The sequence below is a fragment of the Aliinostoc sp. HNIBRCY26 genome (genome assembly GCF_050235535.1).
Lineage (GTDB): Bacteria > Cyanobacteriota > Cyanobacteriia > Cyanobacteriales > Nostocaceae > Trichormus.
Genome location: NZ_CP189852.1, coordinates 2,694,450 through 2,720,396 on the forward strand (window position 1 = coordinate 2,694,450; position 25,947 = coordinate 2,720,396).

General features: G+C 40.6%; 33 protein-coding genes. 11 read left to right on the forward strand and 22 right to left on the reverse strand.

Annotation, left to right across the window (positions count from 1 at the left end; translation table 11 throughout):
• Positions 1-34 precede the first annotated feature (34 nt).
• From ACQFX9_RS11410 to ACQFX9_RS11420, 3 genes are all read left to right on the forward strand, one after another.
• Positions 35-1,435, forward strand: coding sequence for a nitrogenase component 1 (locus ACQFX9_RS11410; protein WP_427162105.1), 1,401 nt, complete (start codon positions 35-37; stop codon positions 1,433-1,435).
• Positions 1,436-1,520: 85 nt separating this feature from the next.
• Positions 1,521-1,838 (forward strand): hypothetical protein, encoded by a 318-nt coding sequence (locus tag ACQFX9_RS11415; protein ID WP_427162106.1) that lies wholly within the window; start codon positions 1,521-1,523, stop codon positions 1,836-1,838.
• Positions 1,835-2,203, forward strand: coding sequence for an aspartyl protease (locus ACQFX9_RS11420; RefSeq protein ID WP_427162107.1), 369 nt, complete (start codon positions 1,835-1,837; stop codon positions 2,201-2,203). Before ACQFX9_RS11415 ends, ACQFX9_RS11420 begins: the two co-directional genes overlap by 4 nt.
• 42 nt (positions 2,204-2,245) lie before the next feature.
• Here the strand turns inward: ACQFX9_RS11420 and ACQFX9_RS11425 are convergent, their stop codons facing one another.
• Complete coding sequence (locus ACQFX9_RS11425; RefSeq protein ID WP_427162108.1) at positions 2,246-2,629, reverse strand: helix-turn-helix domain-containing protein; 384 nt, start codon at positions 2,627-2,629, stop codon at positions 2,246-2,248.
• Between the two features lie 9 nt (positions 2,630-2,638).
• Positions 2,639-3,007 carry a type II toxin-antitoxin system RelE/ParE family toxin gene (locus tag ACQFX9_RS11430; protein ID WP_427162109.1) on the reverse strand — a complete coding sequence of 123 codons (369 nt, stop codon included), beginning with the start codon at positions 3,005-3,007 and terminating at the stop codon, positions 2,639-2,641.
• A gap of 217 nt (positions 3,008-3,224) precedes the next feature.
• Between ACQFX9_RS11430 and ACQFX9_RS11435 the strand changes: the two genes are divergently transcribed.
• From ACQFX9_RS11435 to ACQFX9_RS11450, 4 genes are all read left to right on the forward strand, one after another.
• On the forward strand, positions 3,225-3,470 hold the full coding sequence (locus ACQFX9_RS11435) for a type II toxin-antitoxin system Phd/YefM family antitoxin (protein ID WP_427162110.1): 246 nt from the start codon (positions 3,225-3,227) through the stop codon (positions 3,468-3,470).
• Positions 3,467-3,853 carry a type II toxin-antitoxin system VapC family toxin gene (locus tag ACQFX9_RS11440; RefSeq protein WP_427162111.1) on the forward strand — a complete coding sequence of 129 codons (387 nt, stop codon included), beginning with the start codon at positions 3,467-3,469 and terminating at the stop codon, positions 3,851-3,853. The genes ACQFX9_RS11435 and ACQFX9_RS11440 overlap by 4 nt, the downstream gene beginning before the upstream one ends.
• A 74-nt stretch (positions 3,854-3,927) precedes the next feature.
• On the forward strand, positions 3,928-4,536 hold the full coding sequence (locus ACQFX9_RS11445) for a hypothetical protein (protein WP_427162112.1): 609 nt from the start codon (positions 3,928-3,930) through the stop codon (positions 4,534-4,536).
• Between the two features lie 121 nt (positions 4,537-4,657).
• On the forward strand, positions 4,658-4,912 hold the full coding sequence (locus tag ACQFX9_RS11450) for a UPF0175 family protein (protein ID WP_190690069.1): 255 nt from the start codon (positions 4,658-4,660) through the stop codon (positions 4,910-4,912).
• Between the two features lie 14 nt (positions 4,913-4,926).
• On the opposite strand, the gene ACQFX9_RS11455 is transcribed toward ACQFX9_RS11450, so the two are convergent.
• The 5 genes from ACQFX9_RS11455 to ACQFX9_RS11475 all read right to left on the reverse strand — a co-directional run bounded on the left by ACQFX9_RS11455 (position 4,927) and on the right by ACQFX9_RS11475 (position 6,526).
• A complete protein-coding gene (locus ACQFX9_RS11455; protein ID WP_427162113.1) occupies positions 4,927-5,427 on the reverse strand; it encodes a DUF3368 domain-containing protein in 501 nt (166 codons plus the stop codon).
• Entirely contained in the window at positions 5,424-5,672 is a 249-nt protein-coding gene (locus ACQFX9_RS11460) for a UPF0175 family protein (protein WP_427162114.1), read from the reverse strand. Before ACQFX9_RS11460 ends, ACQFX9_RS11455 begins: the two co-directional genes overlap by 4 nt.
• 49 nt (positions 5,673-5,721) lie before the next feature.
• On the reverse strand, positions 5,722-5,898 hold the full coding sequence (locus ACQFX9_RS11465; protein WP_427162115.1) for a hypothetical protein: 177 nt from the start codon (positions 5,896-5,898) through the stop codon (positions 5,722-5,724).
• A complete protein-coding gene (locus ACQFX9_RS11470; RefSeq protein WP_427162116.1) occupies positions 5,891-6,151 on the reverse strand; it encodes a hypothetical protein in 261 nt (86 codons plus the stop codon). Before ACQFX9_RS11470 ends, ACQFX9_RS11465 begins: the two co-directional genes overlap by 8 nt.
• 168 nt (positions 6,152-6,319) lie before the next feature.
• Complete coding sequence (locus tag ACQFX9_RS11475) at positions 6,320-6,526, reverse strand: hypothetical protein (protein WP_427162117.1); 207 nt, start codon at positions 6,524-6,526, stop codon at positions 6,320-6,322.
• Positions 6,527-6,981: 455 nt separating this feature from the next.
• Here ACQFX9_RS11475 and ACQFX9_RS11480 point away from each other — a divergent pair, with 455 nt between their 5' ends.
• Complete coding sequence (locus tag ACQFX9_RS11480) at positions 6,982-7,860, forward strand: pentapeptide repeat-containing protein (RefSeq protein ID WP_427162118.1); 879 nt, start codon at positions 6,982-6,984, stop codon at positions 7,858-7,860.
• A gap of 303 nt (positions 7,861-8,163) precedes the next feature.
• On the forward strand, positions 8,164-8,394 hold the full coding sequence (locus ACQFX9_RS11485; RefSeq protein WP_427162119.1) for a type II toxin-antitoxin system Phd/YefM family antitoxin: 231 nt from the start codon (positions 8,164-8,166) through the stop codon (positions 8,392-8,394).
• Positions 8,395-8,547: 153 nt separating this feature from the next.
• Here ACQFX9_RS11485 and ACQFX9_RS11490 read toward each other — a convergent pair whose 3' ends face one another.
• Positions 8,548-9,369: an NADPH-dependent oxidoreductase gene (locus tag ACQFX9_RS11490; protein ID WP_427162120.1), complete on the reverse strand. Its 822-nt coding sequence runs from the start codon at positions 9,367-9,369 to the stop codon at positions 8,548-8,550.
• Positions 9,370-9,404: 35 nt separating this feature from the next.
• On the opposite strand from ACQFX9_RS11490, the gene ACQFX9_RS11495 reads away from it, so the two are divergent.
• Positions 9,405-9,641 carry a hypothetical protein gene (locus ACQFX9_RS11495; protein ID WP_427162121.1) on the forward strand — a complete coding sequence of 79 codons (237 nt, stop codon included), beginning with the start codon at positions 9,405-9,407 and terminating at the stop codon, positions 9,639-9,641.
• Between the two features lie 107 nt (positions 9,642-9,748).
• Here ACQFX9_RS11495 and ACQFX9_RS11500 read toward each other — a convergent pair whose 3' ends face one another.
• On the reverse strand, positions 9,749-10,423 hold the full coding sequence (locus ACQFX9_RS11500) for a 2OG-Fe(II) oxygenase (protein WP_427162122.1): 675 nt from the start codon (positions 10,421-10,423) through the stop codon (positions 9,749-9,751).
• A 16-nt stretch (positions 10,424-10,439) separates the two neighbouring features.
• Between ACQFX9_RS11500 and ACQFX9_RS11505 the strand changes: the two genes are divergently transcribed.
• Positions 10,440-11,018 carry a TetR/AcrR family transcriptional regulator gene (locus tag ACQFX9_RS11505; RefSeq protein ID WP_427162123.1) on the forward strand — a complete coding sequence of 193 codons (579 nt, stop codon included), beginning with the start codon at positions 10,440-10,442 and terminating at the stop codon, positions 11,016-11,018.
• A 105-nt stretch (positions 11,019-11,123) separates the two neighbouring features.
• Here the strand turns inward: ACQFX9_RS11505 and ACQFX9_RS11510 are convergent, their stop codons facing one another.
• From ACQFX9_RS11510 to ACQFX9_RS11570, 13 genes are all read right to left on the reverse strand, one after another.
• Positions 11,124-12,278 (reverse strand): ABC transporter ATP-binding protein, encoded by a 1,155-nt coding sequence (locus ACQFX9_RS11510; RefSeq protein ID WP_427162124.1) that lies wholly within the window; start codon positions 12,276-12,278, stop codon positions 11,124-11,126.
• Positions 12,275-12,973, reverse strand: coding sequence for an ABC transporter permease (locus ACQFX9_RS11515; RefSeq protein WP_427162125.1), 699 nt, complete (start codon positions 12,971-12,973; stop codon positions 12,275-12,277). Before ACQFX9_RS11515 ends, ACQFX9_RS11510 begins: the two co-directional genes overlap by 4 nt.
• A 133-nt stretch (positions 12,974-13,106) precedes the next feature.
• A complete protein-coding gene (locus ACQFX9_RS11520; protein WP_427162126.1) occupies positions 13,107-13,988 on the reverse strand; it encodes a substrate-binding domain-containing protein in 882 nt (293 codons plus the stop codon).
• 217 nt (positions 13,989-14,205) lie between these two features.
• Positions 14,206-15,324: a homocitrate synthase gene (nifV, locus tag ACQFX9_RS11525; protein WP_427162127.1), complete on the reverse strand. Its 1,119-nt coding sequence runs from the start codon at positions 15,322-15,324 to the stop codon at positions 14,206-14,208.
• Positions 15,325-15,351: 27 nt separating this feature from the next.
• Positions 15,352-16,482 (reverse strand): substrate-binding domain-containing protein, encoded by a 1,131-nt coding sequence (locus tag ACQFX9_RS11530; RefSeq protein ID WP_427162128.1) that lies wholly within the window; start codon positions 16,480-16,482, stop codon positions 15,352-15,354.
• Between the two features lie 392 nt (positions 16,483-16,874).
• Positions 16,875-17,258 carry a type II toxin-antitoxin system VapC family toxin gene (locus tag ACQFX9_RS11535; RefSeq protein ID WP_427162129.1) on the reverse strand — a complete coding sequence of 128 codons (384 nt, stop codon included), beginning with the start codon at positions 17,256-17,258 and terminating at the stop codon, positions 16,875-16,877.
• Positions 17,255-17,491: a type II toxin-antitoxin system Phd/YefM family antitoxin gene (locus ACQFX9_RS11540; RefSeq protein WP_190692702.1), complete on the reverse strand. Its 237-nt coding sequence runs from the start codon at positions 17,489-17,491 to the stop codon at positions 17,255-17,257. The genes ACQFX9_RS11535 and ACQFX9_RS11540 overlap by 4 nt, the downstream gene beginning before the upstream one ends.
• A 67-nt stretch (positions 17,492-17,558) precedes the next feature.
• Positions 17,559-17,909 carry a hypothetical protein gene (locus ACQFX9_RS11545; RefSeq protein WP_427162130.1) on the reverse strand — a complete coding sequence of 117 codons (351 nt, stop codon included), beginning with the start codon at positions 17,907-17,909 and terminating at the stop codon, positions 17,559-17,561.
• A gap of 53 nt (positions 17,910-17,962) precedes the next feature.
• Complete coding sequence (nifH, locus tag ACQFX9_RS11550) at positions 17,963-18,796, reverse strand: nitrogenase reductase (protein WP_427162860.1); 834 nt, start codon at positions 18,794-18,796, stop codon at positions 17,963-17,965.
• 130 nt (positions 18,797-18,926) lie between these two features.
• Entirely contained in the window at positions 18,927-19,940 is a 1,014-nt protein-coding gene (gene cydB / locus ACQFX9_RS11555; protein WP_427162131.1) for a cytochrome d ubiquinol oxidase subunit II, read from the reverse strand.
• Between the two features lie 21 nt (positions 19,941-19,961).
• A complete protein-coding gene (locus tag ACQFX9_RS11560) occupies positions 19,962-21,380 on the reverse strand; it encodes a cytochrome ubiquinol oxidase subunit I (protein WP_427162132.1) in 1,419 nt (472 codons plus the stop codon).
• Between the two features lie 765 nt (positions 21,381-22,145).
• Complete coding sequence (gene vnfD, locus ACQFX9_RS11565; RefSeq protein WP_427162133.1) at positions 22,146-24,221, reverse strand: nitrogenase vanadium-iron protein, alpha chain; 2,076 nt, start codon at positions 24,219-24,221, stop codon at positions 22,146-22,148.
• A 450-nt stretch (positions 24,222-24,671) separates the two neighbouring features.
• The gene (locus ACQFX9_RS11570; protein ID WP_427162134.1) at positions 24,672-25,196 is read right to left on the reverse strand and encodes a TOBE domain-containing protein; all 525 of its coding nucleotides are present in this window, start codon (positions 25,194-25,196) and stop codon (positions 24,672-24,674) included.
• Between the last annotated feature and the right edge of the window lie 751 nt (positions 25,197-25,947).

Below are 25,947 nucleotides of genomic sequence, written 5' to 3' on the forward strand. Positions count from 1 at the left end.
ATTGTACCTTATATGCAAAGAAGAGAACAGGAAAATGCCCTCAGCAATAACAAGTGAAAACTCCCAAAAACTCAATGTCATATCCTCCCACACAGAGCCACTAACCTTTGATAATTGTGACCACAGCAAAGATCCCATTGTCGGCTGTGCGTTAGAAGGTATTGCTAACATGGTGGCGGGGATTAAAGATGTCAGTATCGTGATTCACTCTCCCCAAGGTTGCGCCTCTACGGTAGCGGCTGGCTATGATAACCATGAGGTGGATTTTACTAAGCGCAAAGTCGGTTGTACGCGCCTGTTTGAGTCAGATATTGTCATGGGTGCATCTGACAAACTCAAAGGTTTGATTAGAGAGGCGGATCAATCTTTTAATCCCAAAGTAATGTTTGTCGTTGGTACTTGCGCCGCAGACATTATCGGTGAAGATATTCAAGGGCTATGCAATAATATCCAGCCAGAAATCAACGCCAAGCTTGTACCTCTGCTGGCTGGTGGTTTTCGCGGTAATGCTTATGATGGCTTGGAAATGGGTTTAGAAGCTTTACTTCCTTTCATCCACAAAAGAAAGAAGCGGCGCGGTGGTAAAAAACCCAGAATTGTCAATATTATTGCACCCCAAGCCAATGTCAATCCTACCTGGTGGGCTGACTTGGAATGGGTGAAGCAGACTTTAAAATCTTTGAGAATTAAGGTACAGACCGTAATTTCTCATGGTACTTCCTTTGAAGAACTGGAGAAAGCGGGTAACGCAACTGCCAATATTCTTCTCAGCCATGATGTGGGGTATAAGTTTGCGCGGAAAATGCAAGAAACCCATAATATACCCCTAATTTTGGATGATATACCTTTACCTATTGGTGTGCAGAATACTACACGCTGGTTAAAAGCATTAGCGGCGCATTTCAAAATAGACGAAAAAAGAGTAGAACCACTCATCAAAGAAGGTGAAAACAAAGTTGTCGAAACCCTCCGCAAACGCGCATTGATGATTATTCCCCGATATCGCAACTGTAGAATTGCTGTGTCTGCGGATGGGACGATGGGTATCGGTTTGGTAAGAATGCTGTTTGAAGAGTTAGAAATGATTCCAGAGGTGTTGTTGTTCCGTTCAGGAATGCGTGAATCGCGTCCAATTCTAGAGCGAGAATTACAAAGTATGGGAATTTCTCCCCGTGTAGTATTTTCTGCTGATGGGTATCAGATTAAACAAGCCTTGGCTAGTATTGATACTGATGCTGTGATTGGCTCGGCATGGGAAAAATATATGGCGGAAGAATTGGGAATTAAAATTGCTTTTGATGTATTTAGTCCAACTAACAGAGAGACTTACCTTGATAGACCATATTTTGGCTATGAAGGTATGATTAACATGATGGAAGTCATTGCTAACGATTGGGAAAGGGCTTTTCGTTCCAAGCATATTCATTGGACTTAGGTGGAGTGCGATCGCTCTCTAATAAGAGTGGGAGCGATCGCTTTATAATAGAAAATGAAAAATAAACCTCCACTATGTAAAAAATATGACACACTCTTCACCCGAAAGAATAGTGAGACGTGGAAGAGTATTCCCCGAAATTCAGTGGACAGAAGCCCAAAAAGCCCAAGATAGAGCCAGAAGACAAGCATTTTATGAGCGTTGTTGGGCGATTTTTGAACGGTTAAAACCAGAAATCCTAGATAAATATTCTGGCTGGTATATTGCCATTGAACCTGATAGCGGTGATTATTTTATTGATCAGGATCAAGAAGTAGCTAGTAAAATGGCTAGAGAAAAACACCCTCAAGTGATTCATCATATTTTTGGCATTAACGAAACAGGTGTAAGTGGCAGAATATGATTGAGGGAAGGTTTGGAGACAAAGGCCAAGTTTACTTTGAAATAGATTTAATTGGTGAGGATGGCTTGAGTTTTCCTGTAGAAACAATGTTAGATACAGGATTCACTGAGTTTTTAGCCATGAACAAGCAAGATGTACAAAGTCTTGATTGGTCTTTTTTGCGGCAGAATAAATTGAGAACTGCTCAAGGAGAAACTGATTTTGATGTTTATAGCGGTAGAGTCATTATAGATAATCGAGAATGGGAAATTCCTGTATTTGCTGGAGATGAAATACAGGAAATTTTATTAGGTTCTCGATGGTTGAAATCATTTATTTTAGTCGCTGATTATAGTCAAAATAGAGTCACATTAGATTACATATAAAATATGTGGTATTACTGAATAAAACTATCAATGTAAAAATGCTCATTTTATTGGTGGAGTGCGATCGCCTTTGGGGTTGGCAAAGCCATCACTTTCTAGTTCATCTGGTGCGGCGATGTCTGAAAAACCTACTAGGCTGACGGGTGGACGGTTGGGAAATTCTACAACAAGGCGTAACTCTCCTCCCATTGCTGCAATATACTTCCGCAAAGTTGACAGCATTAAATCTGTACGCTGTTCCAGTCGAGAAACATTCCCTTGATCAATTTGGAGAAGTTCTGCCATTTGTTCCTGAGTCATTTTGAGTGCAAGTCTTAGTTGCTGTCGAGTCATTTCCTCTACAATTAGCAAGTTAGATTCTTCTTCAATCTTTTTACGTCGTTCTGGTGATAACTCGTCTAGTTTCTCTTTCAAAGTTTTCCCCATAGATAATCCTCACTTTTCCTCATGTTCACTTTTTAATTGAGCTAAGTGTGCATCGAATCTAGCATCAGCAGTTTTGATAAGTTTTTTGTAAAAACGACTTTCACTACCACCTGATTTATCACCTGCAACTAGTAATATTGCATAGCGTCTGGGGTCAAATGCAAATGCAACACGCCAAACACCATCTGCGGCTTGAAATCTGAGTTCCTTCATGTTGCCATGTCGTGAACCATTAAGCGTGTCAACATGAGGCCGTCCCAATTCAGAACCAAAAGTTTCCAATAGACCAGCACGAGCAAGTAACTTATTCTGCACTTCTTCTGGTAGAGCATCAAATTCTGGTTCAAAGTCTGGATGAAACTCAACAACCCAATTCATTATTAATTATGCACTCAGAAACATATGTTTTCAAGAGCATATTAAGGCTTTGAGATTTTTTTTGAAAGTTCTCTTCTATTTCCATAACATCCTTACTTAGAGTAACTAATTGTTTTGCCACGCTACCCGATGATATAGAGGTCAGTGTTTAATCAGCTATTGCAATACAATGTCTCGCTAAACTAAACTAAGTTTATAGACTTAGTTTATCAAAGCTATGGAAAGTGTAAATATCCATCAAGCCAAAACAAACCTCTCACGCTTGTTGTCTCGTGTGGAACTTGGAGAAGAAATTATTATTTCCAACCGAGGAATCCCAATTGCCAAGTTGGTTCCGTTTCATAACCGATCTAATCGGCGAGCTAGTTTAGCGCTAGACCGAGGGCGTTTCACTGTACCAGAAGACTTTGATGCGCCTTTGCCAGAAGATATCTTGGCAGCATTTGAGGGTGGTGAAGAGTGAAACTGTTGTTGGATACTGAATGTTGGTTGTGGTGGTTTGCTCAACCAGAGAGGTTGAGTGAGGAGGCAATTACACACATTGCTGATGAAACAAACGAGTTGTGGTTGTCGGTTGCTAGTATCTGGGAAATTGGAATTAAAGTTGCGATCGCAAAGTTACCATTGCCAGAACCACCAGATAGCTACATTTCTAGCCGGATGGGGCTGTTGGGTATGAAATCTTTAGAAATTACAGCCACTCACGCTTTAAAAGCAGCTTCATTGCCCTTGCATCATCGAGATCCGTTTGACAGAATGTTGATTGCACAGGCTATTACAGAGGGAATCCCCATTATCAGTGCTGATGTTGCGTTTGATGCTTACTCAGTTAGGCGATTGTGGTAAAGATTCTTAAGTGATCAAGAAGTACAATGATTGTGAACACCATTGATTAGTTAGGGTTGGCGATCGCCATCATCATGAGCAAAGCCAAGATTCTCGACCCATCTGAGAGCTATAGTTTCAGCAAATACGCCGAATTAGCTTATGATAGTGCTGATATCCTAGCTGAATTTGGTGTTACCCTCAACAATACTTCACTCCAACTTCCACAACAGTTACCAATAGATCCTGAACCACTGAGAATAGAATTACAAGAAAATCTGACTTTGGTAGATCCTGTTTCTGAGATAGCTAGACGTGAAGCACTGATATTTCCAATTCTCAAAACAATTTGTAAATTTATTCAAGTACCACTCAAAATTGAATATCCTGTACGAGTAAATAATTGGCTTAGGGGCAGTTTTGATTATTTCATTCCTACTGCACAAAACTTATTAGTAATTGAAGCTAAAAATGCTGATTTAGCAAGAGGTTTTACACAATTGGCGGTAGAATTAATTGCTCTCGATCAATGGACTGATTCTACTGTTCCAATGCTTTATGGGGCTGTGACAACAGGTGATACTTGGAAATTTGGCATTTTTCAGCGTCAAGAAAAAATAATTCTCAAAGATATCAATACTTATGCTGTTCCTAGTGATTTGAATTTAGTGCTTTCTGCTCTGTTTGGTATCAGTTTAAGTTAGAAACGCCAGATAATGATATATAATTACATAGTGGAAAATCACAAATGCGTTAAGCTCCCAAGTTTGATTGCTGGGTATACCATGATAGTAATAGACAAACCTTTACAACTTGAAAGTAAAGATGGGACTACAAATTTCGATTTCTGACTCTATTGTGCAAGCCCTTCGCCTACCTGAGCAGCGTATTGAACAAGAATTGCGTCAGGAATTGGCTGTTGCTCTTTATGCACAAGATATTCTCTCCTTTGGGAAAGCGCGAGAACTCGCAGAGATGGAAAAATACGAATTTGGGCAGTTGCTTTCTCGTCGTGGAGTTACACGACATTATGGTTTTGAAGAATTAGATGATGATTTAAGCTATGCCCGTAGTGAGTAACACTTCACCAATTCTCAACTTGGCGATTGTGGATCAGTAATCAAAATTTGTTTGTACAGGGCTGAAGATACTCGAAACTCTGAGGTAGCAATCAAAGCATCTATCAGAGGTTTCACAGCTAAAATTAAATTTTTTCGTTTTGCCTCAACCAAAATACCCAGTAGCCCAGTAATTTTGATTCCTAAACGGTCGGCTTCTGCTCTGCCGCGACGCTCATCAATTAGTAGTAAATCGGCTTGAAGTTCCAAAGCTAGGGTAATTGCTTCAGATTCCCCAGGATCTAATCTCACTTCACTTTGAAGCCGTTCTACAAATTCACGGTTAGCAATTAATTTGACTTCTAACCAAGTAGCTGTTTGGACTTCCGCACTTCCTGGTACGGGCGGATCGATGTCTACAAGTTCACGATACACTGCCTCTGGAATTATGACTTGCTTGTAGAGAAGAGGCAGAAGCCTTAGCTGGTCTATTGCTGCCAAGTTCGTGATTGCTGATGTGTCGCTAATGACAATCACAATCGCCCCAACTCCTGTAAATTTTTCAAATCTAACTCAAAATCTTCAACATCATAGGAATACAGCGCAATTTTTCGCTCTTTAAGAAGTTGGCGAAACGCATTGAGTGGCATATCTGCTAACTGGCTGGCGTAGCCAAGGGTTAAACGACCACTTTGAAACAGATATATGGCAATTTCCTGGCGAAACTCACTTGGTGTCAGTTGTGAGGCTTGCAGGATTTCATCTGAGATGACAACACTCATAAGAAAACTAACTTAAAGATCACCCTTTCATTTTAATCTGGGCGATCGCCTACGGTGGGGCGTAGCCCAAGGGTAAAACATTAACGCTCGCACCAGTATCAAGCAATGCCATCACCTCAAAAGAAGAGTTGCGAGATGAGAGAGTCAAGGGCAGATATGGCATAATTACTGAGCGTCCCAAGCTATCAGTAAGTTCTGTAAATGAAAAACGTTGACCATCAACCATTGGCTATTGACTGAGCCTCAGCTAAAAGGTCTGATAAGGCTTGAACTGAGGTAGAATCGGCTTGTGGAGACCATACAACGGCTTGGGTTGATGCAAGTTGGTTGAGAAGGTCGTGTTTGGTTACGTCATCATCATTAAGTTCCAAGGTACACCCATCTTCTCTGGCTATCTCAAGTAGAAGAAAATGAATCAAGCGTAATTTATCCTGATGAGACAGCTGATTAATGGTAGGTAAAATTTCTTGGAGTGACATACCACAAAATTGAAAATGTATAGCTTCTAGTTTATCCCAGTAACATTTTGCCTAAACAGTATGGTGATCGCTTCCACCGTCACAGTCTTAAATGCGATCAGCTACGCTGGGCGGAACGCCATCGCTCTTTTGGTCAGTGATGGTAAGAAAAACAATAACTACAATGAGTTACTGGCCTCGCCCTGGTTTACAATCTGCAAAACCCAACGCCTCTGAGTCAAGAAAGCTTGCGATCGCCATCTCAACCACGGCTTCGATTGGATATTCAATGTCAGCAGCACGCGCAATTAAGGTTGCGCGGATTCGCTCAGGCAATCTTCCTAAAATCACCTCAGCATCAGCACTTGTAAGTTGCTCTTGAAGTTTGGCCTGCATAACTTTAAATCTCCGTTGGGATTTGAACGTTATAAGGTGGTTCGGTAGCTCTGAAAATTATGGCTTCTACCTCCAAAAGCACCTGTTCCAGTTACTTTTTAAATTGGGCATTTAGCTTTGCCGTCTTTTAGGGCTAACATTAAGAGAATAATACCAATTTTCTTTAAACGTGAAACAGATTTTTATGTAGAGAAGTTGCAATTTAACTTCTCTACATAATTTATGTATATCATAATTGAAGTGGAATGGTATGATGTCCCAAGACACTGCTTGAATAAGTATAAGATATTAAGCGCAATCAATATTCTATTTCCAGTTTGCAATCGCTATTTTTTACTGAATAGCAGAAATGCTTATTTTACTAGTGGAGTGTGATTGCTTTATCATCAAAGATGAAGGTTAAGTATTAGATTGTATTCATCTCTAAAAAGTCTGACCATAAATTATTGAAAGACATGATTCAACCTGCCATCAGTTTTTTTGTCACTCTCTGGTCATGGATTGGTGATAGCTCAAAACAATTCAGCGCAATTGGCAGTATCTTGACTCCGCTTGCGATTTTATCCGGCAGCGTACTAATTCAATGGCTTGTTGCAAAGCAAAACCGTAAAACCTCTGAAGGCATAGCTAATAGAGACCGTGAAGCAGCAAGAAACAGATACCTACAAGAGATTATTTTTAACTATATTGATAGAATGACTACTTTGATTATTGACAAAGGGTTAAGTGAAGAAATAGGGAGAACTACAGATGATTTAGGAGATGCTTGGGTTGTAGCAAGGTCTCTAACAATAGCAGTATTTCAAGAACCTGATCTTGGAGCAGATCGTGTCAGGCTATTAACATCGTTTCTTGGCTCTGCTAATTTAATTGGAGTTGTAGGGGCAGGAAGCAAATCTCTTTTGACTCACGCTAACTTGAGTAATACAAATCTTATGTATGCACAGTTTGGTGTAGCTTTTCTTAACTTTATTAACCTAACTAATTCCAACTTAAGTTTTGCTGATTTTACTGGTGCGTTTCTATATCGTGCAGACTTAAGTGGAGCAGATTTAACATCTGCCCAATTTCTCCTTTCGAGATTAGAGAGTTCTAATTTAGAGAACGCTATACTAAAGAATGCAAATCTTGAAAAAGCTGACTTGAGAGGAAGTAACTTGAGCAGAGCAATTTTGGAAGGAGCAGTTTTGAAAGACTCTTTATACAATACTCAACCAATTAATAGTTGTATAAACCAAGCAACATCATTCCCTGATGGTTTTGAGCCTGAAAAGAACGGTATGAAACTACTGAATGACGATAGTTACCCTTATTCTTTGACGGGAAGATCATAAGGAATTTTTGGCGTTGCATAAATGCGGGATGATTTCTATCACGCAGAGACGCAGAGAGGATAAAGAGTTTGAAATTTCAGCATATCCAATTTCATCCCTTGATTTAGCAACGCCGAATTTTTATGTTCCTGGTTTGTGATCGCTCTTCTTTTTCTCTGAATTTCTGGCTACACAATTTCAACGGGTGAGATTCTCAACTCACCAAGAATTACAATGATTGTGAACACCGTTGATCAGTTAGCGTTGGCGTAATCGAAAGGTTAAGACATAGAATAAGCACATAGTTTTCAAAGGTGGTGTATCATGCAAATACCCATTGCAGACGCATCAGAAGAGTTAGTTCGTTTGGTGGAAGCAGCTTTGCAGGGTGAAGAAATTGTCATCCTCAAAGATAATCAACCTGTGGTAAAGCTGACTGTAGTAGAACCAGTACAAAAGCGTCGTCCTGCTAAGGCTGGTAGTGGTACAGGTCAAGTCTGGATATCTGAGGACTTTGACGAACCACTTGAGGATTTCAAGGAATATATGGAATGAGATTTTTGCTCGATACTCATACATTTATCTGGTTTGTTATTGATAGTCTTTTTACCTGATTCATTTTCAAAGCATAGAAACATAACGAAAAATTGAGCGCAGGAAACCCACGCTCAAGACTTTTCAAAGCTGAGTTTTTCCTATTGAATGAATTTACAATAACTTGAAGCCGAAGTTATTGAGAGTCTCACGCAAATTCTTGCAGCCTTTGAGATAGTCTAGAGTGGCGATTCTCTCGGCGGAGTGTTCTGACCAATCACCAGCAACATTCATGTTTTGTTCGGTGTAGAACTGTTTCATAATATCGTTGTAGTGAGCGATCGCATCTTCTTGTTCTGCTAATTTATAAGTCTCCCGATGCAATATAGCTTGCTGGGGTAAACGCGGTTTTACTGCTGGTTGGACTTCAGGATTGGGAAAGCCTAAACACTGTCCAAATACGGGGAAGACGAAAGGCGGTAAGTTCAATAAGGTGGCGACTTCTTGGGTATGGTTGCGTATTGCGCCTATGTATACTGTTCCTAAACCCAAGGACTCAGCAACTACAGTGACATTTTGTGCTGCTACGGAAGCATCGACTATGGCTTTTACCAAAAGTTCGGTATATTCCAACGCAACATGAGCTAGTCCACGACTGTCAGCAATTTGAGCCAAACGACCTAAATCGGCTAACCATACTAAGAATACCGGAGCTTGTTTGACGTGGGCTTGATTATTGGAAAAACGATATAGTTCTTGTTTGCGTTCTTCATCTTCAACCGCTACCACACTCCAGCTTTGCAAGTTTGCAGAAGTAGGCGCAGATTGAGCCGCAGCTACTAATAACTCGATAATTCCTGATGGTAAAGGATCAGGTAAATAAGACCGGACTGAACGGTGAGATAATATTGTTCCGATAGAATCATTCCAGGGAATATTGTAATCAAAAGGAATTTCACCGTAGCGCGATCGCAAAACTTCCACAGGATTAGTCATAATTAAAAACTCCCAACATTTCAAAGTTAGACTTCTTGAATAAATCTTTTTTTGTCTCACGCATTCGCCCTTGGCGTTCCGCTTGCGGTAGGCGCAAAGACGCAAAGGAAGATGCTAGAAGTGTAGAAACTCTCCGTCTTCCTCAGCGTTTATCAACTACTCTGGAAACAAAAACACAATCTTACTCAAAGACTCCCATTCGCTTGAGGAATAATAATCAGAGTAAATATCAACTGCTAATATTTCTCTTACCGACATCACAAAAGAGATAAATACAAGCAAAACAAACAGCAGAGGAATAATTTGTCTAAGTCTTGAGAAATGATAAACTTTGCTATTCATCATCAATTTTTCCTAGATAATAATTAGGATGTATTCACTAAACATTCCGAAAAAAAGCTACTCGTAAAGCTAACCGACTTTCAGACATAGGAGAAGTAACCGGAGTTACCATGTGCCAAGAATTATCAGAACGTACAATCACAACTGAAGAATGGCTCAGAGGTAAAATATCTCGAAAAGCCGAATCCGGTTCAGAGTCTTTCAAAATCCGCAAACAACCGCCCCAATTTTCCGACCATTCTTGATTGAAAAATAGTAGATGAGTTAAAACCTTATTCGGTTCATCTGTATGGGGAAAATGTTGATGTCCCGATTTATATTGACGAAATCCAATATCCATAACACAATCCGTCAAATCTAAGCCAGTCATATCTCCCAAAGCTTGACGATAAGCATTTGTCCAGAGTCCTTCTATTAAATTTCGCCACGCATGACTGAGGTGTTTTAAATCAGAAGTTAATTTTTCTTGTGCTAGGCGTTGTCGCCAGCGATCGTCTTTAAATTTGAGCAATAAAGGAATATCTTGACTAGAAGCAATTATCTTTCCCCAATAATAGCCGTACCCCTCCCCTGTTGATAGAAAAAAATCTTGTTTGGGAAAACTGGCGGTTAATTCTAGACTTACATCTTTTGATAATAAGTCTTTAATTAAAGCCCAATGATACGGAACTTTTTGGATGACTGCGGTACGAATAGATTGGAGGTTCAGCATGATTTGGTTAAGGTAGATGACTAAACTAAAAACAAAACGTAAATCTGTCTACGATCGCATTTTGCAAACAGCATCAGATTTGTTTTACCGAGAAGGGATTCGCAATGTCGGTATTGACAGAATCATTGCGGAATCTGGTGTAGCAAAAATGTCGTTGTACAATCATTTCAAATCAAAAGATGCTTTGATTGAAGCTTGGTTGCGACAAGAGGATGAAAAATGGTGTCGATGGCTAAAAACCACAGTTGAACAACAAACTTCTGAGCCTGCTAAACAACTTTTGGCAATCTTTGACGCTTTAAGAGAATGGTTTGAAAGTCCAGATTTTCGAGGTTGTGCATTCATTAACGCTTCCGTAGAATTAGCTAATCCTGACCATCCTGGGTATCGAGTAGCACTAGAGCATCAACAGGCGATTTACCACTACATCAAAACTCTCGCTCAAGCCGCAGCCCTGACATCACCAGAACAACTAGCCAGACAATTGCTTTTGCTTGTACAAGGTGCGATCGTCGTTGCCATGATGGAAGGCAGTTGGTCAACCGCATCCCAGGCGAAGAAGGCGGCGGGGCTGTTGATTCAGGCGGCGATTTAGGAATGGGGGATTGGAAGGGAGACAAGGGGGACAAGGTAGAATTTATTTTTTCTCATACCGTTTCTTAATGAAAATGCACTTTATTCTCTACATCATTTGGTGCTTCTAAACGAAATGTGCATCTCTAGGATGAAACGCCAACTTAATCAAGCTGTGATGGTAAACATTCTCTGACACATCATTACGAGGGACTCTGGCGGTTACAGTTTGTTCTCCCACCTTCACCTTGATGGTATAAGTTCCTACACCGCGTACAATCCGTTCTACCCTGCCTTGAATGGAGACTGCACCTGGTTGTAGTGGAATTGTGGAACTGAGATCATCAATATGGAAAGCATCGCCGGATAGACAACAGGCTGTGATGGGTGCATTGATTTCGCCATAATATGAAAACTCCATAGTGTTAGCTAACTTAATCAAATAACCACGGTGATCGGGTTCTATTTGACAGGGAATGACGTTATCCATACCGACAAGTCTGGCGAGTTGTTGGTTAGCTGGGCGACGGATGAGCATTTCTAACTTATCGTCTTGGATAATTCCACCGTCAAATAATGCGATCGCGCGATCGGCAAAATTCAAGATATCTGTAAAGTTATGGCTGACTAATATCACCGCCGCCCCTCTAGCTTCCGCCCATTGGCGAATTTTTTCGATGATTTGCGGACGAATTGCTACATCTAAGTAGGCGGAAGGTTCATCTAATAACAGCAATTCTGGATCAGCTACTAACCCACAGGCAATACACACCCGCTTACCTTCGCCACCAGAAAGGGCGCGGGCTTGTCGATGTGCTAAATGTTCACAGCCGAATGTTTCCAGGGCAGTATATACCTTATGCTTAATTTGATGCTTTGGTACACCGCGAAACTGTAAGACTCTGGCAACATTATTAAATACAGTGTCATCTAACAGTAAGGTTTCTTGAAACACCAATGCAGAACGACGACGCAAGGCTGTTTGATTAACTTGACGTGCATCATGTCCAAACAATTGCATTTCCCCACTGTAGGACTGCAACATATTGATAGTTCTTAACAGGGTGCTTTTACCCGCACCATTAGGGCCAACTACGGCGACTAGTTCCCCTGGACGGACAGCGAAATTATCAATTGATAGGATATTTTTCCGGCTTTTACTATCAACCTTCACCTGACGCATATTCAGGATATATTGATTGACTTCCTCCTGATTTTCCTGTGGTTTTGTGGGAGGAGATTCTAAATTGACAAACGACCTTAACTTATGTAATTTACTCATAACATTTTCTTATCGTGCTGCAAGATAGTCAGCGACACAACAATGCTGTAGGTGATGAATAGGAGAATGTACGCGATCGCCATCGCTACATCAAAGTTACCTTTTTCTACTTCTGTGACAATAGCTGTAGTTAAAACTCGCGTCTGTCCTTTGATATTTCCCCCTACCATCATCGAAGCCCCAACTTCCGAAATGACGCGACCAAAACCCGCAATAATAGCAGCTATCAAGCCAAGTTTTGCTTCCTTAATTAATAACCAATGAGCTTGCCAAGGTGTCGCCCCCATTGATAATAATTGCCAACGTAGTTTCGGATTAATACTAAGAATGGCTGCAAAACTAAAACCCGCAACTATCGGGAAAGCAATAATAGTTTGAGCGATAATCATGGCTGTGGGTGTGTACATTAAATCCAAGTCACCCAAAGGGCCGGAACGCCACAAAAATAGACTCACCACCAAACCAACCACCACAGGCGGTAATCCCATCCCAAAGTTAACAACACTGTTTAATACAGATTTCCCAAAGAAATCTTCTAAAGCCAACCACAACCCCAAAGGGACACCCAACAACACACTAATAGTTGTCGCCACTCCAGAGACTAGCAATGTCATCGTCATTACTTCGATAACATTGCGATCGCCACTAATTAATAACTCTAGAGCCTTATTCGCTCCATCAATGATTGTATCCACGAGTTTCTTATGAATCGGAAAAATACTGAGATATACAATTTAGTAGGGTGCGTCAGAGAGAGAAAAACTAGCTACACCAAGAAATTATTCATACTGACGCACCCTACATTTGGGATAGTCTAATAAATATTGACTAAAACCCATAATCCTTTTCACTCTTACCACCATCAACAAAAAACAATGGCTGTCCAAATTCTTGTCTACCATGAGCAGCAATTATTCTCTGTCCTTCAGGAGATAAAACAAAATCAATAAAAGCTTTAGAACCCGCACTATTAACCTTGGGGAATTTCTGCGGATTTACTTGCATCACATGGTAGAGATTTAATAATTTTCTATCTCCTTCCACCAACACTTGTAAAGAAGTAAGATTTTTTTTCTGAAATATATAAGTTGCCCTGTCTGCTAAAGTATATCCCAGTTTTTGATTAGCGACTTGTAAAGTTTTCGCCATTCCTGAACCTGTTTGTTGATACCAACTACCAGCAGGATTAATATTTGCTTGCTGCCATAAATCTTTTTCTAATTTATTCGTACCTGAATCATCACCTCTTGATATAAATAATGCTTGATTTTTGGCAATTGCATTAAACGCTTGCACAGCATTTTTATTGCCTCGAATCTTGGCTTTATCAGGATTACCTGGCCCCACAATTACAAAATCATTGTGCATCACTAAACGGCGGTTAGTCACTGCACCACCTTGTAAAACTTTGCGTTCGGCTTTGGGTGAATTGACAAATAGTGCGTCAACTTCGCCTTTTTCTGCTAAAGCTAAAGCTTGTCCAGTTCCTACTGCAACTTTTTTGAGTCGATAGCCTGTTTTTTTCTCAAATGCTGGGACTAAATCATCAAGCAATCCACTATCTTCGATGCTAGTTGTCATGGCGACAATGACATTACGATTTCTCGCAGATTGAGCGTTGGCTTGTGGTGTTAACAAGTTACTAGTGTTAGTAGTTACAATTGCTAAACAAGAAGCTAAACCAGCAATGATGAATCTTCTTTGAACCATATAACCTCTCAGGATTTACACAGATAGCGTTGTTGATTGAGAATATAAATTTGTTTCGCGCAAAGGCGCAAAGACGCAAAGGTAAGAAGAAAAAGAAACGCAATTTTTATAGTTGATAAGTTTATGAAATTCTGAGTTTTTTTACTGACTCAGGAACTATTAATTACAGAATTAATTGCAGTGTTGAGAGATAGTTTCACCTCTACTCGTTCAGGTTTTAGCTTTGAGGAACTAAGCTTAGTAGTTCTTCAACGGTGAGGCTGCGTTTAGTTTTGACTGATTGATGACGTACTGCATCTAATACTGATTGAATTTCGGCTTGGCCGAGGGTGATACCGTGTTGTTGGAGAACGCTGAGTAGGAGATGACGACCGGAATGTTTACCTACTACTAAACGTCGTTCCCAACCTACGTCTTCTGGTGCGAATGGTTCATAGGTGATGGGGTTTTGCAGTACGCCATGAGCATGAATCCCTGATTCGTGTGCAAAGGTATTTTCACCCACGATCGCTTTCCAAGGAAGGACGGGAAAGTTAGTAGCTTTGGAGACTAATTTTGATACTTCTACGAGTCTTTTGGTATCAATTCCTGTGGGTATATCGTAGAGATATTTGAGTCCCATCACTACTTCTTCTAAAGGTGCATTTCCGGCTCGTTCACCTATACCATTGACGGTGGTATTAACGGATATTGCGCCAGCTTTCACACCGGCTAAGGTGTTCGCCAAGGCCATACCAAAGTCGTCATGTGTGTGCATTTCGATGACAATTGATAGGTGCGATACTAGATGGCTAACTTTTTTGTAGGTGGTTGTGGGGTCGAGAACTCCTACAGTATCACAGAAGCGAAACCGAAACGCGCCCCATTCTTGGGCAGATTGGGCAACTTCTAATAAAAAGGATTCATCGGCTCTGGAAGAATCTTCGCCACCAACGGAGACGGATAAACCGCGATCGCACGCAAAATTAATTGCATCTCGTAGTTTATCTAAGACTAACTGTCGTTGTCCTTTGAACTTAGCGGCTATCTGAATATCGGAGACGGGAACAGAAACATGAACTCTATCCAAACCACAATCGATAGATGCTTGGATATCCGACAAATTCGCCCGATTCCAGCCGAGTAGTTTGGCATTTAATCCCAATTTGGCAATCCTTGTAATTGATTCGGCTTCTTCATGTCCCATTGCGGGAATGCCAACTTCTAATTCGTGGACACCTATAGAATCGAGTAGAGAGGCGATCGCAATTTTTTCCTCAACATTAAAGGCTATACCCGCCGCCTGTTCCCCATCTCGCAAGGTTGTATCGTTAATGTGAATAGCCACGTTGTTCATAGTAAATAGATAACTAACTGTTTAACTCTAAATAGTTGCGACAACTTCACCAATGTCACTAATGTCATAGCCGCCTAGAACTTCTAATTGTGATTGCACTAATCGATGTCCCAAGATACTCAAAAATTGCTGCACTGGTGCTTCTTCCAAGTATTCCTTGAGAATCACCAAGTCATACCGCGCTTGATGCAAGGGGATAAATCCCAAACCAAAAGCCGCCGCCACGGAAGCCGTACTCACCCCCGCATCAGCGATACCTGCGGCGATAGATAAGGCTACATCTTGATGGCTATGAACAATATGCTCATATCCTTTAATTGCATTTGCTGATACCTCTTCTTCTTTGAGTTTGCGTTCTAATAGCATCCGACTACCAGAACCCGGTTCACGGTTAATGATTGTCGCTTCTAGTTCCACCAAGTCAGATAAGGACGTGATTTCCATTGGATTCCGAGGTGCAACTACTAGCCCCTCTTCCCAAATGCCCAGAGTGATTAAAACTGCACTTCTACCATCCAAAGCTTCTCGCGCAAAAGGAATATTATGTTCTCCTGTTTGCGGATCGTACAAGTGCATCCCGGCAATGTGGACTTCACCCCGATTTAAACTACGCAAGGCAGCCATACTATTAGCAAAGTGATAATGAACCCGTAGCTGGGGATGCCAGCGTTCAGTTGCTCTCGCTAAGAAGGAAATAACTGGCGTACAACCAGCGATGACGACTGTATTTTGTAATTTGTCTAAATCATCAAGCAGCCTCACCTGGACTTTATTCGTATGTGTCTGACTCTCTGCTTTACCATCAGCAGGAATCATTTCCATCCGAAAAGCTTCCTTGCCCACGAGAGGATAAGCTATCCATTGACCGCCAACCTTTGCTAGACTGACTCTCAGTGGTTGTCCAGTGGGGACTGGTTTAGCCAGAACTGCTTCAACTTCTGGTAAATCATCTTCTAACCAGAATAAGTTTTCGACTTGGCAACCAAGTGCCTTGGCTAAACGTAGAGTAATGGCGACAGAAGGCGCATATTGTCCAGATTCCACACCACTAATCGTCTGACGAGTTACGCCAGCTATATTAGCCAAATCTTGCTGGCTCATGCCTAAACGGGTTCTGATAGACTTGATGTTGTTGCAGATATTGATATCTAGCTTCATGAGACTTTATTTACTCCGTGACAAGAAGCTACCACGAGCAAATGTAATCTGCTGAGGTAATAGCACAGCCTTCTACTATATATATATTTGAGAAGACTGGTGATTGAGTTTGGATGACTGCATACATATTCCATTACTTGCTGGATTTCTATGTTCACAGCAAATAATTTGTCAGTTGAATTGATTGCGAGTTGATTTACAGGTTTTGTCCCCCCTTAACGCAAGTTTAACATACATTTCGCCAAAATAATTGCTAAAGAAAAAACTTTTTATACCTGTATTTTCTGTCAGTAATGTATATGCAGTTACAGAAATTTGTGACTTTTATAGTTTTAACAAGCCAAGACCGTCGAAACGAGTAAAAAAGCACGCAGAATGGTTGGGCTGCACTGCTATATAACACTGACTGAATAGGCACGAACTGCTGAATCTACTGTCGCAATTATCAGACCATTTTGTAAGGCTTGACAGATAAGCATTCTGTCAAATGGATCACGATGTAATAATGGCAATTTAGCCAGTTGAATCACACTACTTTCATCCAGAGCAAGACTAGCAATCTGATGAAGATCGCGCTGTTTGGGTAAATATGTTTCCGGCTGTTCCGGCAGAGGTAGCTTACCCAAATGGTACTTAACAATTGCTTCCCAAATTGAAACTGAACTTAGATAGACATCATTGTCTGGATCACGAATCGCATCCCGAACATCTGTTGACAACTGAGTATCGCCACTAATGAACCATAAAAAGATGTGCGTATCCAGCAGAATCCTCATTTGGCCTCAAATGCACTGAGAATATCTTCTGGCAAAGGAGCATCGAAATCATCTGGAACGGTAAACTCACCTGAACACAAACCAAATGGTCGCAATTGCTGATTACTGGCGATAGGTCTAAGTTCAGCGATCGCTTTATCTGCTCGAACAATTACAATTGTTTCACCTGCCTCCACTTGACGCAGATACTTGGAAGGATTGCGCTGAATTTCATCAACTGTCACGCTTAACATAAGAAGCCTCAGTATAAGCTCAAGGGATAATAATCTACCTGATTCAATTGTAAATGATGAATAATTCCTAGTGTTCTAAATACTGTGATACTAAAAATTGCAGTTCTAACCAGAGGATGGGGTCTTTTTGTTTTAATGTGGAACAGCGATCGCGGATAATGCGTGTAGCATCCATACAAATTGCATTGGCTATTCCCAGATCCTCAGCGACACTTCTGAAAGTTCCTGCAAAGCCATTAACTGTAGCAAAAACTTGATGAGGAGCGTAAATTACAAAATACTGTAGAAGCTTTTCGGGTTTACCCCAGTAGGAGTTGACAAGCTCGACATGACAGTATTTAAGTAAAGTATTGAGTTCAGGACAGCGATCGTTAACAACAGTAGTAAATTTCTGCACTAAAGCTTCTTCAGTCAACATAATGAAATACTCCTGAAATATTTTGAGGGTATAGGGGTGTAGAGGAGAAAAAATCATGACTCAAAACTCACAACTCCCCACTTCATCCATAATGTTTCAAGCTGCTGATTAGACAAAGGTTTGGGAACTACAAAATTAGTATTCTGGTCAATTGCTTTGGCTAGGTGACGATAATGTTGTGCTTGTTCGCAATTAGGAGCATAAGCAATCACTGTTTGACTGTAAAATTCTGCTTGCTGCACTATATTATCTCTGGGTATGGAATAGATAATTTGAGTCCCCAATTGTTCTGCAAAAGCCTGAACTAAATCATCTTCTTGATCAAAATTGGGAGAGTTATAAATTAACCCTCCCAAACGCACACCACCTAGAAACGCATATTTTTGGATTCCTCGGCAGATATTATTGATGGTATACAAAGACAAACTTTCACCAGAAGTGACGATGTAAATTTCTTGCGCTTTCTTCTCACGCATAGGCATAATAAATCCACTACACACCACACTACTTAAACCATCGTAAAAAGTATAATCAAGCTGTAATTTTTCATCGTAAGCACCTAGTTGTTCCAGTACGCCAATTGATGTAATGACACTGCGTCCAGTACATCCCACCCCAGGTTCAGGCCCTCCCGATTCTACACAAAAAGTCTTTCCCCATCCTTCTTTACGAAAATCTTCTAGATGCACATCTTCTGATTCTTGGCGTAGTGTGTTGAGTACAATTTTCGGATGCAATCTCCCTAAAAGTAGTCTGGTAGAATCTGCTTTGGAGTCGCAGCCTACAAGCATCACTTTACGACTCATTTCAGCTAGTGCCGCTACAGTGTTTTGAGTAATGCTAGACTTACCGATACACCCTTTACCGTAGATAGCAATCTTCCGCATAGACATTCACCAATAGAAAGAATTTATCTCACGCATTCGCCCTTGGCGTTCCCGCAGGGTAGGCGCAAAGGCGCAAAGGTTAAGAGAACTTTGCGTACCTCTGCGCTTACCTTAGCGTTCCTCTGCGTTTCTACTCCCCATAATGAGGACTAACAACTTTACCTTTAAACACTCGATAAAGATAGATATTGTAGAACAGTAAAATCGGGACAAAAAAGCCGATGAAAGCAATCATGAAGGCTTGAGAACTCAAAGAGGAAGAAGCTTGATAGATGGTGATTTGGAAAGGAATAATGTAAGGAAATACGACGAAAGCCAACGCCAGAATCGTGATTAAGAAAACCACAATTGTCCAGACAAAAGGCATGATTTCTTGGCGTTGATTGATACTATTCATCAGTAGTCCTACTGTAACAGTCGCCAAAACGGGAATAGCTGCAAATATCACTACTTCTGGTTGGTGAAATAGCCTTTCTTTGACTTGTTCGTAAAACATTGGTGTAGCAATTGTTAATGCCATTGCCCCAATAAATGTGGTGATGGCACTAAATTTGGCGGTGATGTAGTGATATCGTTTTAACTCACCTTCTGTTTTCGCAATCAGGTAAGTTGAACCAATCAAAATATAGCCTTGAACTACAGTTAATGCTACTAATATTGATGGTAAATTCAACCAATCCCAAGTCCCACCGATAAAGTTTCCGGCTGCATCTACTTTAATTCCCGCAATTACGCCGCCTAATACTAGTCCTTGGGAAAAAGCGACTAACAAACTACCGCCACCAAAACCGATATTCCAAAAGGTTTTGTCTAAGGAATGTTCCCGAAATTCAAAGGCGACGGCGCGGAAGATAAACCCAACTACCATCATGGTAATGGGAATGTAGAGGGCATTAACGATAGTCGCGTAAGCAAGGGGGAAAGCGCCATATAACAAACCCCCTGTACATACTAACCAAGTTTCATTGGCATCCCAAACGGTGCTGAGGGTGTTGATAATGATCCCCCGTCGCGCTTCGTTAGCAGCAGTTAGCGTCAAAATTCCTACGCCTAAATCAAATCCATCGGTAATTAAGTACAAGGTGAGGAACAGGGCAACAAGTCCAAACCAGAGCAATGGTAGAGTGGTGTTTACGGATTCCATGAGAGTTGTGATTATTGGATATTAGTTGTGTACGGTTTCTGTGATTTGTCCTATGTCGCTGCGCTGTGCATCTTGATTGGGTAAGGGTAGTCCTAAATTCGGCCCTTGGAGAACTATCCGACGACCAAAGTATAAGGCGCAGGCGAACAACAACAGATAAATACTGGCGTAACCCAAGAGTGAAACTAAGACGTTGCTGGCTGGGACGTTAGAAACCGCATCGGCTGTGCGAATTTGTCCGTACACAATCCAAGGTTGTCTACCAACTTCTCGTACCATCCAACCAGATTCGACGGCGACATAACCCAAAGGTGCAGCTAATATCCACGCCCGCATTAACCAAGTTTGTGTGGTAATATTTTCCGCACTCAGCTTACCGCGCAACCATTGGACGACGCTGACACCCATCAAACCCAGGAAAAAGAAGGCAATACCTACCATGATGCGGAAGGTATAGAATATCAGGGAAACTGCATGGGGTCGGTCTTCTGGTTTCCACTCATTTAAACCCAGTACAGGTTCAGAAAGTGTGGGTTTCATGTCCAACACCATACCTAAACCATTGGGAACACTGAGTGACCAATTATTTTTATTTTCTTTGTCATTGGGTGCAACTAAAACATTCCAAGGTGCTGATTCACCTGCGGGTACAGTATCCCATAAAGCTTCGATCGCAGCTAATTTACTGGGTTGGTTGTGGTATACTTCCTCACCACTGAAGTGACCAACGACAATTTGTAGGGGTGTGACAAGAATAGCAAGTGCGATCGCAATCTTGAAAGACTTGCTAAAAAACTCCTCATAACGCTTGTTGAGGATATACCAAGCACTAATTCCACCAATCACAAACAAAGCGGTTTCTAGAATCGCTAAGATCATGTGAAACCAGCTATTCAAAGCTGCGGGGTTAAAAATGGCTTCTAGATAACTGTGAACCAGAAATTTACCATTCACCATTTCTCCACCGGCTGGTGTTTGCATCCAAGAGTTAGCAACAATAATCCAGAAAGATGAAAGACTAGCACCAACGGCTACACATAAGGTTGCAAAGAGGTGCATTAGTGGTGGTATTTTATTCCAGCCATAAATCATAATCCCCAAGAAAGCAGCTTCTAGCATAAAGGCCATCGTACCTTCAAAGCCTAAAATACTACCTAAAAAATCACCCACAGCTAGAGAAAATGGAGCCCAGTTTGCACCGAACTCAAATTCAATCGCCACACCAGAAGCCACACCTAGACCAAAATTGAGAATGTAGAGTTTTGACCAAAAACGTGCATGGTGATAAAAAGTAGGATTGTTGGTTTTTAGCCATAAAATCTCGACAACAAATAAATACCAAGACATCCCAATTGTGAGGATAGGCCAAAACATATGAAAGATGCTGGTGACTGCAAATTGAAGACGCGACAGCATCACTGTATCTGAAAGAAAATTCATTGTGTGTTCTCCAATATTCTCTCCATGAGTCGGTTGTGAAAAATCTAAATCTTGAATCCGTCAAACACCACGAGATTTACGCACATTATTTGAGATGAATGGATGATGATTCACGAGTAACATTCAAAGTTAATCAGGTGTTTCGTAGGAAAAATTATCTCCTGATTTTGAACTTAAACTCTCTCAATCTGAACGTGAATATTAATCTTACACTAGATAAGTTTTGTCGCTTTTTCTGTATTTAGTGCCACCAAATAATGCTAAATATCATAATTTTTGAGTGAATAAATCCCTAATAAATTCCTCTATAACCCTGCTCTATTACTCAGCAATCCGCCCTTTGTATATATTTGATAAACTTCGACATTTCGTCTTATTAAATCATCAATATTTATCCTAAAAAAGTACCTTTTAAAGACGATACTTCGACAACTTGTCTTTTGACAATGTCAATTTCATGCACTATTTAATATATTAGTTATCTTGCCAAAATAGCATCAAAACCCACACACATAATTTCCACATCTCTTACTTATTCTCTGTGCCTCTGCGCCTCTGCGTGAGCATTTTAAACTCTATATTCAAAGACAAAAATCGTAGGTTGGTTTGACGCAAGCAAACACAACACCAACATCTATATTGATTTTCCGAAATTTATGTTGGTTTGCACTGTGCTTAACTCAACCTACATCTTTCGGTGCGTTATGGCTTGCGCCTAACACACCATACGTATAAGACAAGGGAATATTGACTGAAAATCCCTAACTAATTTTCATCACCATCAACAATTTCTTGCTTGATGAAGCGGATGTTCGTAGCTAATTCCTTGCGTGTAGAAGCTTTGAGTAAATAGCGTAAGAAAAACCATGTTACTGAAACCATGCCAATGAACTCAAAACCTAAATTAACAACAGGAATATCATTGACAGTGTATAGTAAAACCATGAGTAGTTTTACCGCAAATAGCATTACCAAAATTAAGCTAATGCCAACAATAATGCGCTTATATTCCACGGAGAAATTACCGAGATATTGAGAGGATTTAGCTAAGAATCCCCAAATCTTCTTCCCAATTTCTAGCCATTGAGTAACCTGCTCATTATTTGGTAATACCTGAGCTTTAACCTTAGCAATTTCCGGCTCTAATATCACTTCATCGGAAGTTAGATCAACGGATTTTAATTGTTCTAGTCTGCTTTCCATAATGTTCCTATTGTTGGTAGTGACAACGTTGTTAATTTCTAAATCCAGATATTGTGTAACTGGTGTAGAAAGATATGACAGATCAGTCAGCAAAGCTTTGGTATCTACACAATTACTGTGATTACTAGATATTTCCAAAACAGCCTGCTCATCAATTAAAATTTCGCTTTCCTTTCTACTACCATTGCTGTTATTTTCCTGATGGGATTTAGAAGGAGATGGTAATTCTTGGTTGTTTACATTTGCCGCAAAATCATCACGAACATCAAAAGCAGCAAGCTGCATCAGAGGAGAATAAATGGCGTTGTACAAATCACGCGCCATATTCACCGCACCCTCAAAGCCCATGTATGGCCCATTGTGATAACCGTGACCATTGATATAAGGCAAGTGCAACTTCTTCACTAACGCACCCACCCGTGGCCCTGTCAACACCACATCTGGACGAATCATTTCCAGGACTTCAAAGAACTCCAATTCATTACCATCATCAATATAGATTGTGCCTTCTTGACCTCTGGCAATGACCTTTTCAAAGTCTTCTTGGTGTCCGAACTTGGAAGACATGGAGACAACTTGCATTCCTAAGTCATCTTCTAGAGCCTTTGTCCAGTGCCATAGTCTGGGGCCACCTGTCCAAATACAGACCTTTTTGCCTTTGAGTCGTTCTTTGTACCAATTCATTTTGTCTTGGTATTTGGCGACTTCTTCAGCAATGACGGCTTCGGCTCTGTCTTCAATGCCGAAGAAGGCTCCGATTTTGCGTAGTGCTTCTTGGCAATAGTCAAAGCCCCAGGTGTCTACGTCCAGACGAGGAATACCATATCTCTTTTTGAGTTCGTTGGCGATGTATCCTGCTGAACGCGCACAGTTGGTAACGTTGAGTTGCGCTCTGTGCATCCCCCGTAATGAGTCGTATGTCCCATTTCCGGTGAAGTGGGCGATGATTTGTACGCCCATTTTTTCCATGTACTTCTCTAGGACGAAGGTATCACCTTGGATGTTGTAGTCACCGATGACGTTGATGGTGTAGGGTGAGGTGATTTCTGGTTCTAATGTGCCGACTTTTTCGTTAATCCAGGCGATGTTGAGGACGTGGTGTCCTTTGGATTGGCTCACACCTGCAAATCCAGGACATTCTACACAGAAGATGTCAACGTCACCGAGTTCTTGCTGTACGCTTTTGACGACGGCGCGGATGTCATCACCAATTAAGGCGGTGGCGCAGGTGGTGTAGACTATCATCCGTTTGATGTCGGGGAACTCTGCAAAGGCTTCGATGATGGATTTGCGGAGTTGTTTTTCCCCACCGAAGACGATGTGGGATTCTTTCATGTCTGATGACCAGACATATTTGAGTTGGAAGTGGCCGTTGTCGCTAGGATAACGTTTGGTGTGCCAGGTGTCGTAGGCGCAACCGATGGGGCCGTGTATCATTTGGATGGTGTCTTTGAGTACGCCACCGATTACGAGTTTGGCTCCGCAGTAGCTACATCCGCGTTCTGAGAGGGAACCGGGGATGGTTTCGATGTTGGATAGGGGCAGAAATTGGGTGGTGTCTTCGCCTTTTTCTTTAATGTATACGTGCTTTTCCCTTTCTGGGATTGATTCGTCGCACTTTAATAGCTTCAGTGGCATTTCTCTATTCTCCTTGGCTAGTTTTTAATTTAAAAAATAGGTAAGGATAATTAAACGCAGATAAACGCAGATGAACACAGATAAATTTGTCCGTTAGTAGAGTAAAAAAGGCTATAAAGGAATAAAGTCCTTACTACGAACTTGAATTAGCAATGTTGTAAATATAGATAAAAGCAAAGTTGAAAAAGGTTGGGTTGCGCGCGCCTTCAACCCAACTTAACTTTTCAGCTTTACTGAAAGGTGTTGAAATTCATCTCACTGTCTCAACTATTTAAATAGTAATATTCCCCTTGGTTAGTGATAGTAACTAGAACGACAATTCTAAAAATAAATATCTAGAAAATTTCAATATTATTATCTATGTTTTTGCATGAAAAAATTTCTGTCTACTGATACTTTTTGTAGAATGGACGTAGACAGAATATGTAAATCTGAGTGTTTTTATATTATCTATATATTGTTGATTTTACTATTAACTCTACTTACTGTTTGCTGCTTTTTTGTGCTGTTGATAAGTGTTTCATTGTTTTGTGTTGTATCCTGATGAGATATTTCTCTTTTGGCGATAACAATATTATTAGAGTTAATTACAGCATAGGCTTCTTTCCCTTCGCTTAAGTCTAATTTATCTGCTGAGTCTGTAGTAACTACAGAAGTTAAATCGACTTCATGAAGGATTTTTAGAGTTATTAACGTATTTACGTTTGTACGAATCACTTGTGTAATTACACCTTTAATAATGTTATGGTGGTTAATTTGTAAGTTGTTGAAAGAGTGAGAGTAATTATTTTTATTGTGTGACTTTTTGCTTGGTTTTGATGGGCGCGATCGCAGCGAATTTCCATCCAGCCCTCTGATGAGTTCCCGCAGGACTTCTGTTTTAGTACGTTGCGACTTTTTACATAGTTCTTCTAACAGTTCCATCTCTTCCTGTGAAGCTTGAAATGTAATCCAGCCTTGTTCTTTTCTTGGCATATACACTTGTTGATTTTGGGATGTCAGACAAATCTGAAAATATCAATGATAGGCAGACTAATTTTTCCTTAACTATTTTTTCTATGGGCTTTTCCCCTTCACCCTCCGTCCCCTATCCCTTGTCCTTTTCGTTGACTTTTCTTTCTGTACTCCCTCTGCTCCTGGTTTTAAATAGTAGTTTGCAGACGAGTGTTAATCTGTGGCGACTCATGTTGGTTGGTTAATCTCGTCTCAGGAGCTAGAGCATCATCATAATTTATTGCATAGCAATTATGGTTTACGCAATTATTTTAGCATAATGTTATTTAAACTTGCACATTTTCTGATATTCATCTGGTATTAATAAGTATTTTTGCCAAATATATAGTTTTTTTGCGACAAAATTAAAAAATAGCAAGTAAGATAGCAAAATGTATGCTATGCTTGCACTAGAAGAGATAAAAATAGCGAAAGCGTAACAGGTCTTCCTACAAAATGGGGATACGTAAGAAGATTTGGCTGTTTCTATCCGAGTCATTAATTAGGTATTTTATCTGGCATTAAAAGGTCTTGTTTAGCCACGTCTAATCATGAGCCTGATAAATTTCCAAACACAATAAAAGCTTGCTGGTTAGGGTGCATTGATCTTGGGGAAAGGGCAATTCTCCTTTCCCACTTTCTCTAATTTCTACAATTTTAGAGAACTGAATTTAGGGAATACCAAAAAATAAAGTATCCGCAATTGACAGTTTTGTAGGGTGCGTCAGTACGA

What these genes read in the sequence shown, in the direction of transcription:
- ACQFX9_RS11410 (WP_427162105.1), top strand. Translation starts at nt 35, where the DNA reads ATGCCCTCAGCAATAACAAGTGAAAACTCCCAAAAACTCAATGTCATA.
- ACQFX9_RS11415 (WP_427162106.1), top strand. Translation starts at nt 1,521, where the DNA reads ATGACACACTCTTCACCCGAAAGAATAGTGAGACGTGGAAGAGTATTC.
- ACQFX9_RS11420 (WP_427162107.1), top strand. Translation starts at nt 1,835, where the DNA reads ATGATTGAGGGAAGGTTTGGAGACAAAGGCCAAGTTTACTTTGAAATA.
- ACQFX9_RS11425 (WP_427162108.1), bottom strand. Translation starts at nt 2,629, where the DNA reads ATGGGGAAAACTTTGAAAGAGAAACTAGACGAGTTATCACCAGAACGA.
- ACQFX9_RS11430 (WP_427162109.1), bottom strand. Translation starts at nt 3,007, where the DNA reads ATGAATTGGGTTGTTGAGTTTCATCCAGACTTTGAACCAGAATTTGAT.
- ACQFX9_RS11435 (WP_427162110.1), top strand. Translation starts at nt 3,225, where the DNA reads ATGGAAAGTGTAAATATCCATCAAGCCAAAACAAACCTCTCACGCTTG.
- ACQFX9_RS11445 (WP_427162112.1), top strand. Translation starts at nt 3,928, where the DNA reads ATGAGCAAAGCCAAGATTCTCGACCCATCTGAGAGCTATAGTTTCAGC.
- ACQFX9_RS11450 (WP_190690069.1), top strand. Translation starts at nt 4,658, where the DNA reads ATGGGACTACAAATTTCGATTTCTGACTCTATTGTGCAAGCCCTTCGC.
- ACQFX9_RS11460 (WP_427162114.1), bottom strand. Translation starts at nt 5,672, where the DNA reads ATGAGTGTTGTCATCTCAGATGAAATCCTGCAAGCCTCACAACTGACA.
- ACQFX9_RS11465 (WP_427162115.1), bottom strand. Translation starts at nt 5,898, where the DNA reads ATGGTTGATGGTCAACGTTTTTCATTTACAGAACTTACTGATAGCTTG.
- ACQFX9_RS11470 (WP_427162116.1), bottom strand. Translation starts at nt 6,151, where the DNA reads ATGTCACTCCAAGAAATTTTACCTACCATTAATCAGCTGTCTCATCAG.
- ACQFX9_RS11475 (WP_427162117.1), bottom strand. Translation starts at nt 6,526, where the DNA reads ATGCAGGCCAAACTTCAAGAGCAACTTACAAGTGCTGATGCTGAGGTG.
- ACQFX9_RS11480 (WP_427162118.1), top strand. Translation starts at nt 6,982, where the DNA reads ATGATTCAACCTGCCATCAGTTTTTTTGTCACTCTCTGGTCATGGATT.
- ACQFX9_RS11485 (WP_427162119.1), top strand. Translation starts at nt 8,164, where the DNA reads ATGCAAATACCCATTGCAGACGCATCAGAAGAGTTAGTTCGTTTGGTG.
- ACQFX9_RS11490 (WP_427162120.1), bottom strand. Translation starts at nt 9,369, where the DNA reads ATGACTAATCCTGTGGAAGTTTTGCGATCGCGCTACGGTGAAATTCCT.
- ACQFX9_RS11500 (WP_427162122.1), bottom strand. Translation starts at nt 10,423, where the DNA reads ATGCTGAACCTCCAATCTATTCGTACCGCAGTCATCCAAAAAGTTCCG.
- ACQFX9_RS11505 (WP_427162123.1), top strand. Translation starts at nt 10,440, where the DNA reads ATGACTAAACTAAAAACAAAACGTAAATCTGTCTACGATCGCATTTTG.
- ACQFX9_RS11510 (WP_427162124.1), bottom strand. Translation starts at nt 12,278, where the DNA reads ATGAGTAAATTACATAAGTTAAGGTCGTTTGTCAATTTAGAATCTCCT.
- ACQFX9_RS11520 (WP_427162126.1), bottom strand. Translation starts at nt 13,988, where the DNA reads ATGGTTCAAAGAAGATTCATCATTGCTGGTTTAGCTTCTTGTTTAGCA.
- nifV (WP_427162127.1), bottom strand. Translation starts at nt 15,324, where the DNA reads ATGAACAACGTGGCTATTCACATTAACGATACAACCTTGCGAGATGGG.
- ACQFX9_RS11530 (WP_427162128.1), bottom strand. Translation starts at nt 16,482, where the DNA reads ATGAAGCTAGATATCAATATCTGCAACAACATCAAGTCTATCAGAACC.
- ACQFX9_RS11535 (WP_427162129.1), bottom strand. Translation starts at nt 17,258, where the DNA reads ATGAGGATTCTGCTGGATACGCACATCTTTTTATGGTTCATTAGTGGC.
- ACQFX9_RS11540 (WP_190692702.1), bottom strand. Translation starts at nt 17,491, where the DNA reads ATGTTAAGCGTGACAGTTGATGAAATTCAGCGCAATCCTTCCAAGTAT.
- ACQFX9_RS11545 (WP_427162130.1), bottom strand. Translation starts at nt 17,909, where the DNA reads ATGTTGACTGAAGAAGCTTTAGTGCAGAAATTTACTACTGTTGTTAAC.
- nifH (WP_427162860.1), bottom strand. Translation starts at nt 18,796, where the DNA reads ATGCGGAAGATTGCTATCTACGGTAAAGGGTGTATCGGTAAGTCTAGC.
- cydB (WP_427162131.1), bottom strand. Translation starts at nt 19,940, where the DNA reads ATGGAATCCGTAAACACCACTCTACCATTGCTCTGGTTTGGACTTGTT.
- ACQFX9_RS11560 (WP_427162132.1), bottom strand. Translation starts at nt 21,380, where the DNA reads ATGAATTTTCTTTCAGATACAGTGATGCTGTCGCGTCTTCAATTTGCA.
- vnfD (WP_427162133.1), bottom strand. Translation starts at nt 24,221, where the DNA reads ATGCCACTGAAGCTATTAAAGTGCGACGAATCAATCCCAGAAAGGGAA.
- ACQFX9_RS11570 (WP_427162134.1), bottom strand. Translation starts at nt 25,196, where the DNA reads ATGCCAAGAAAAGAACAAGGCTGGATTACATTTCAAGCTTCACAGGAA.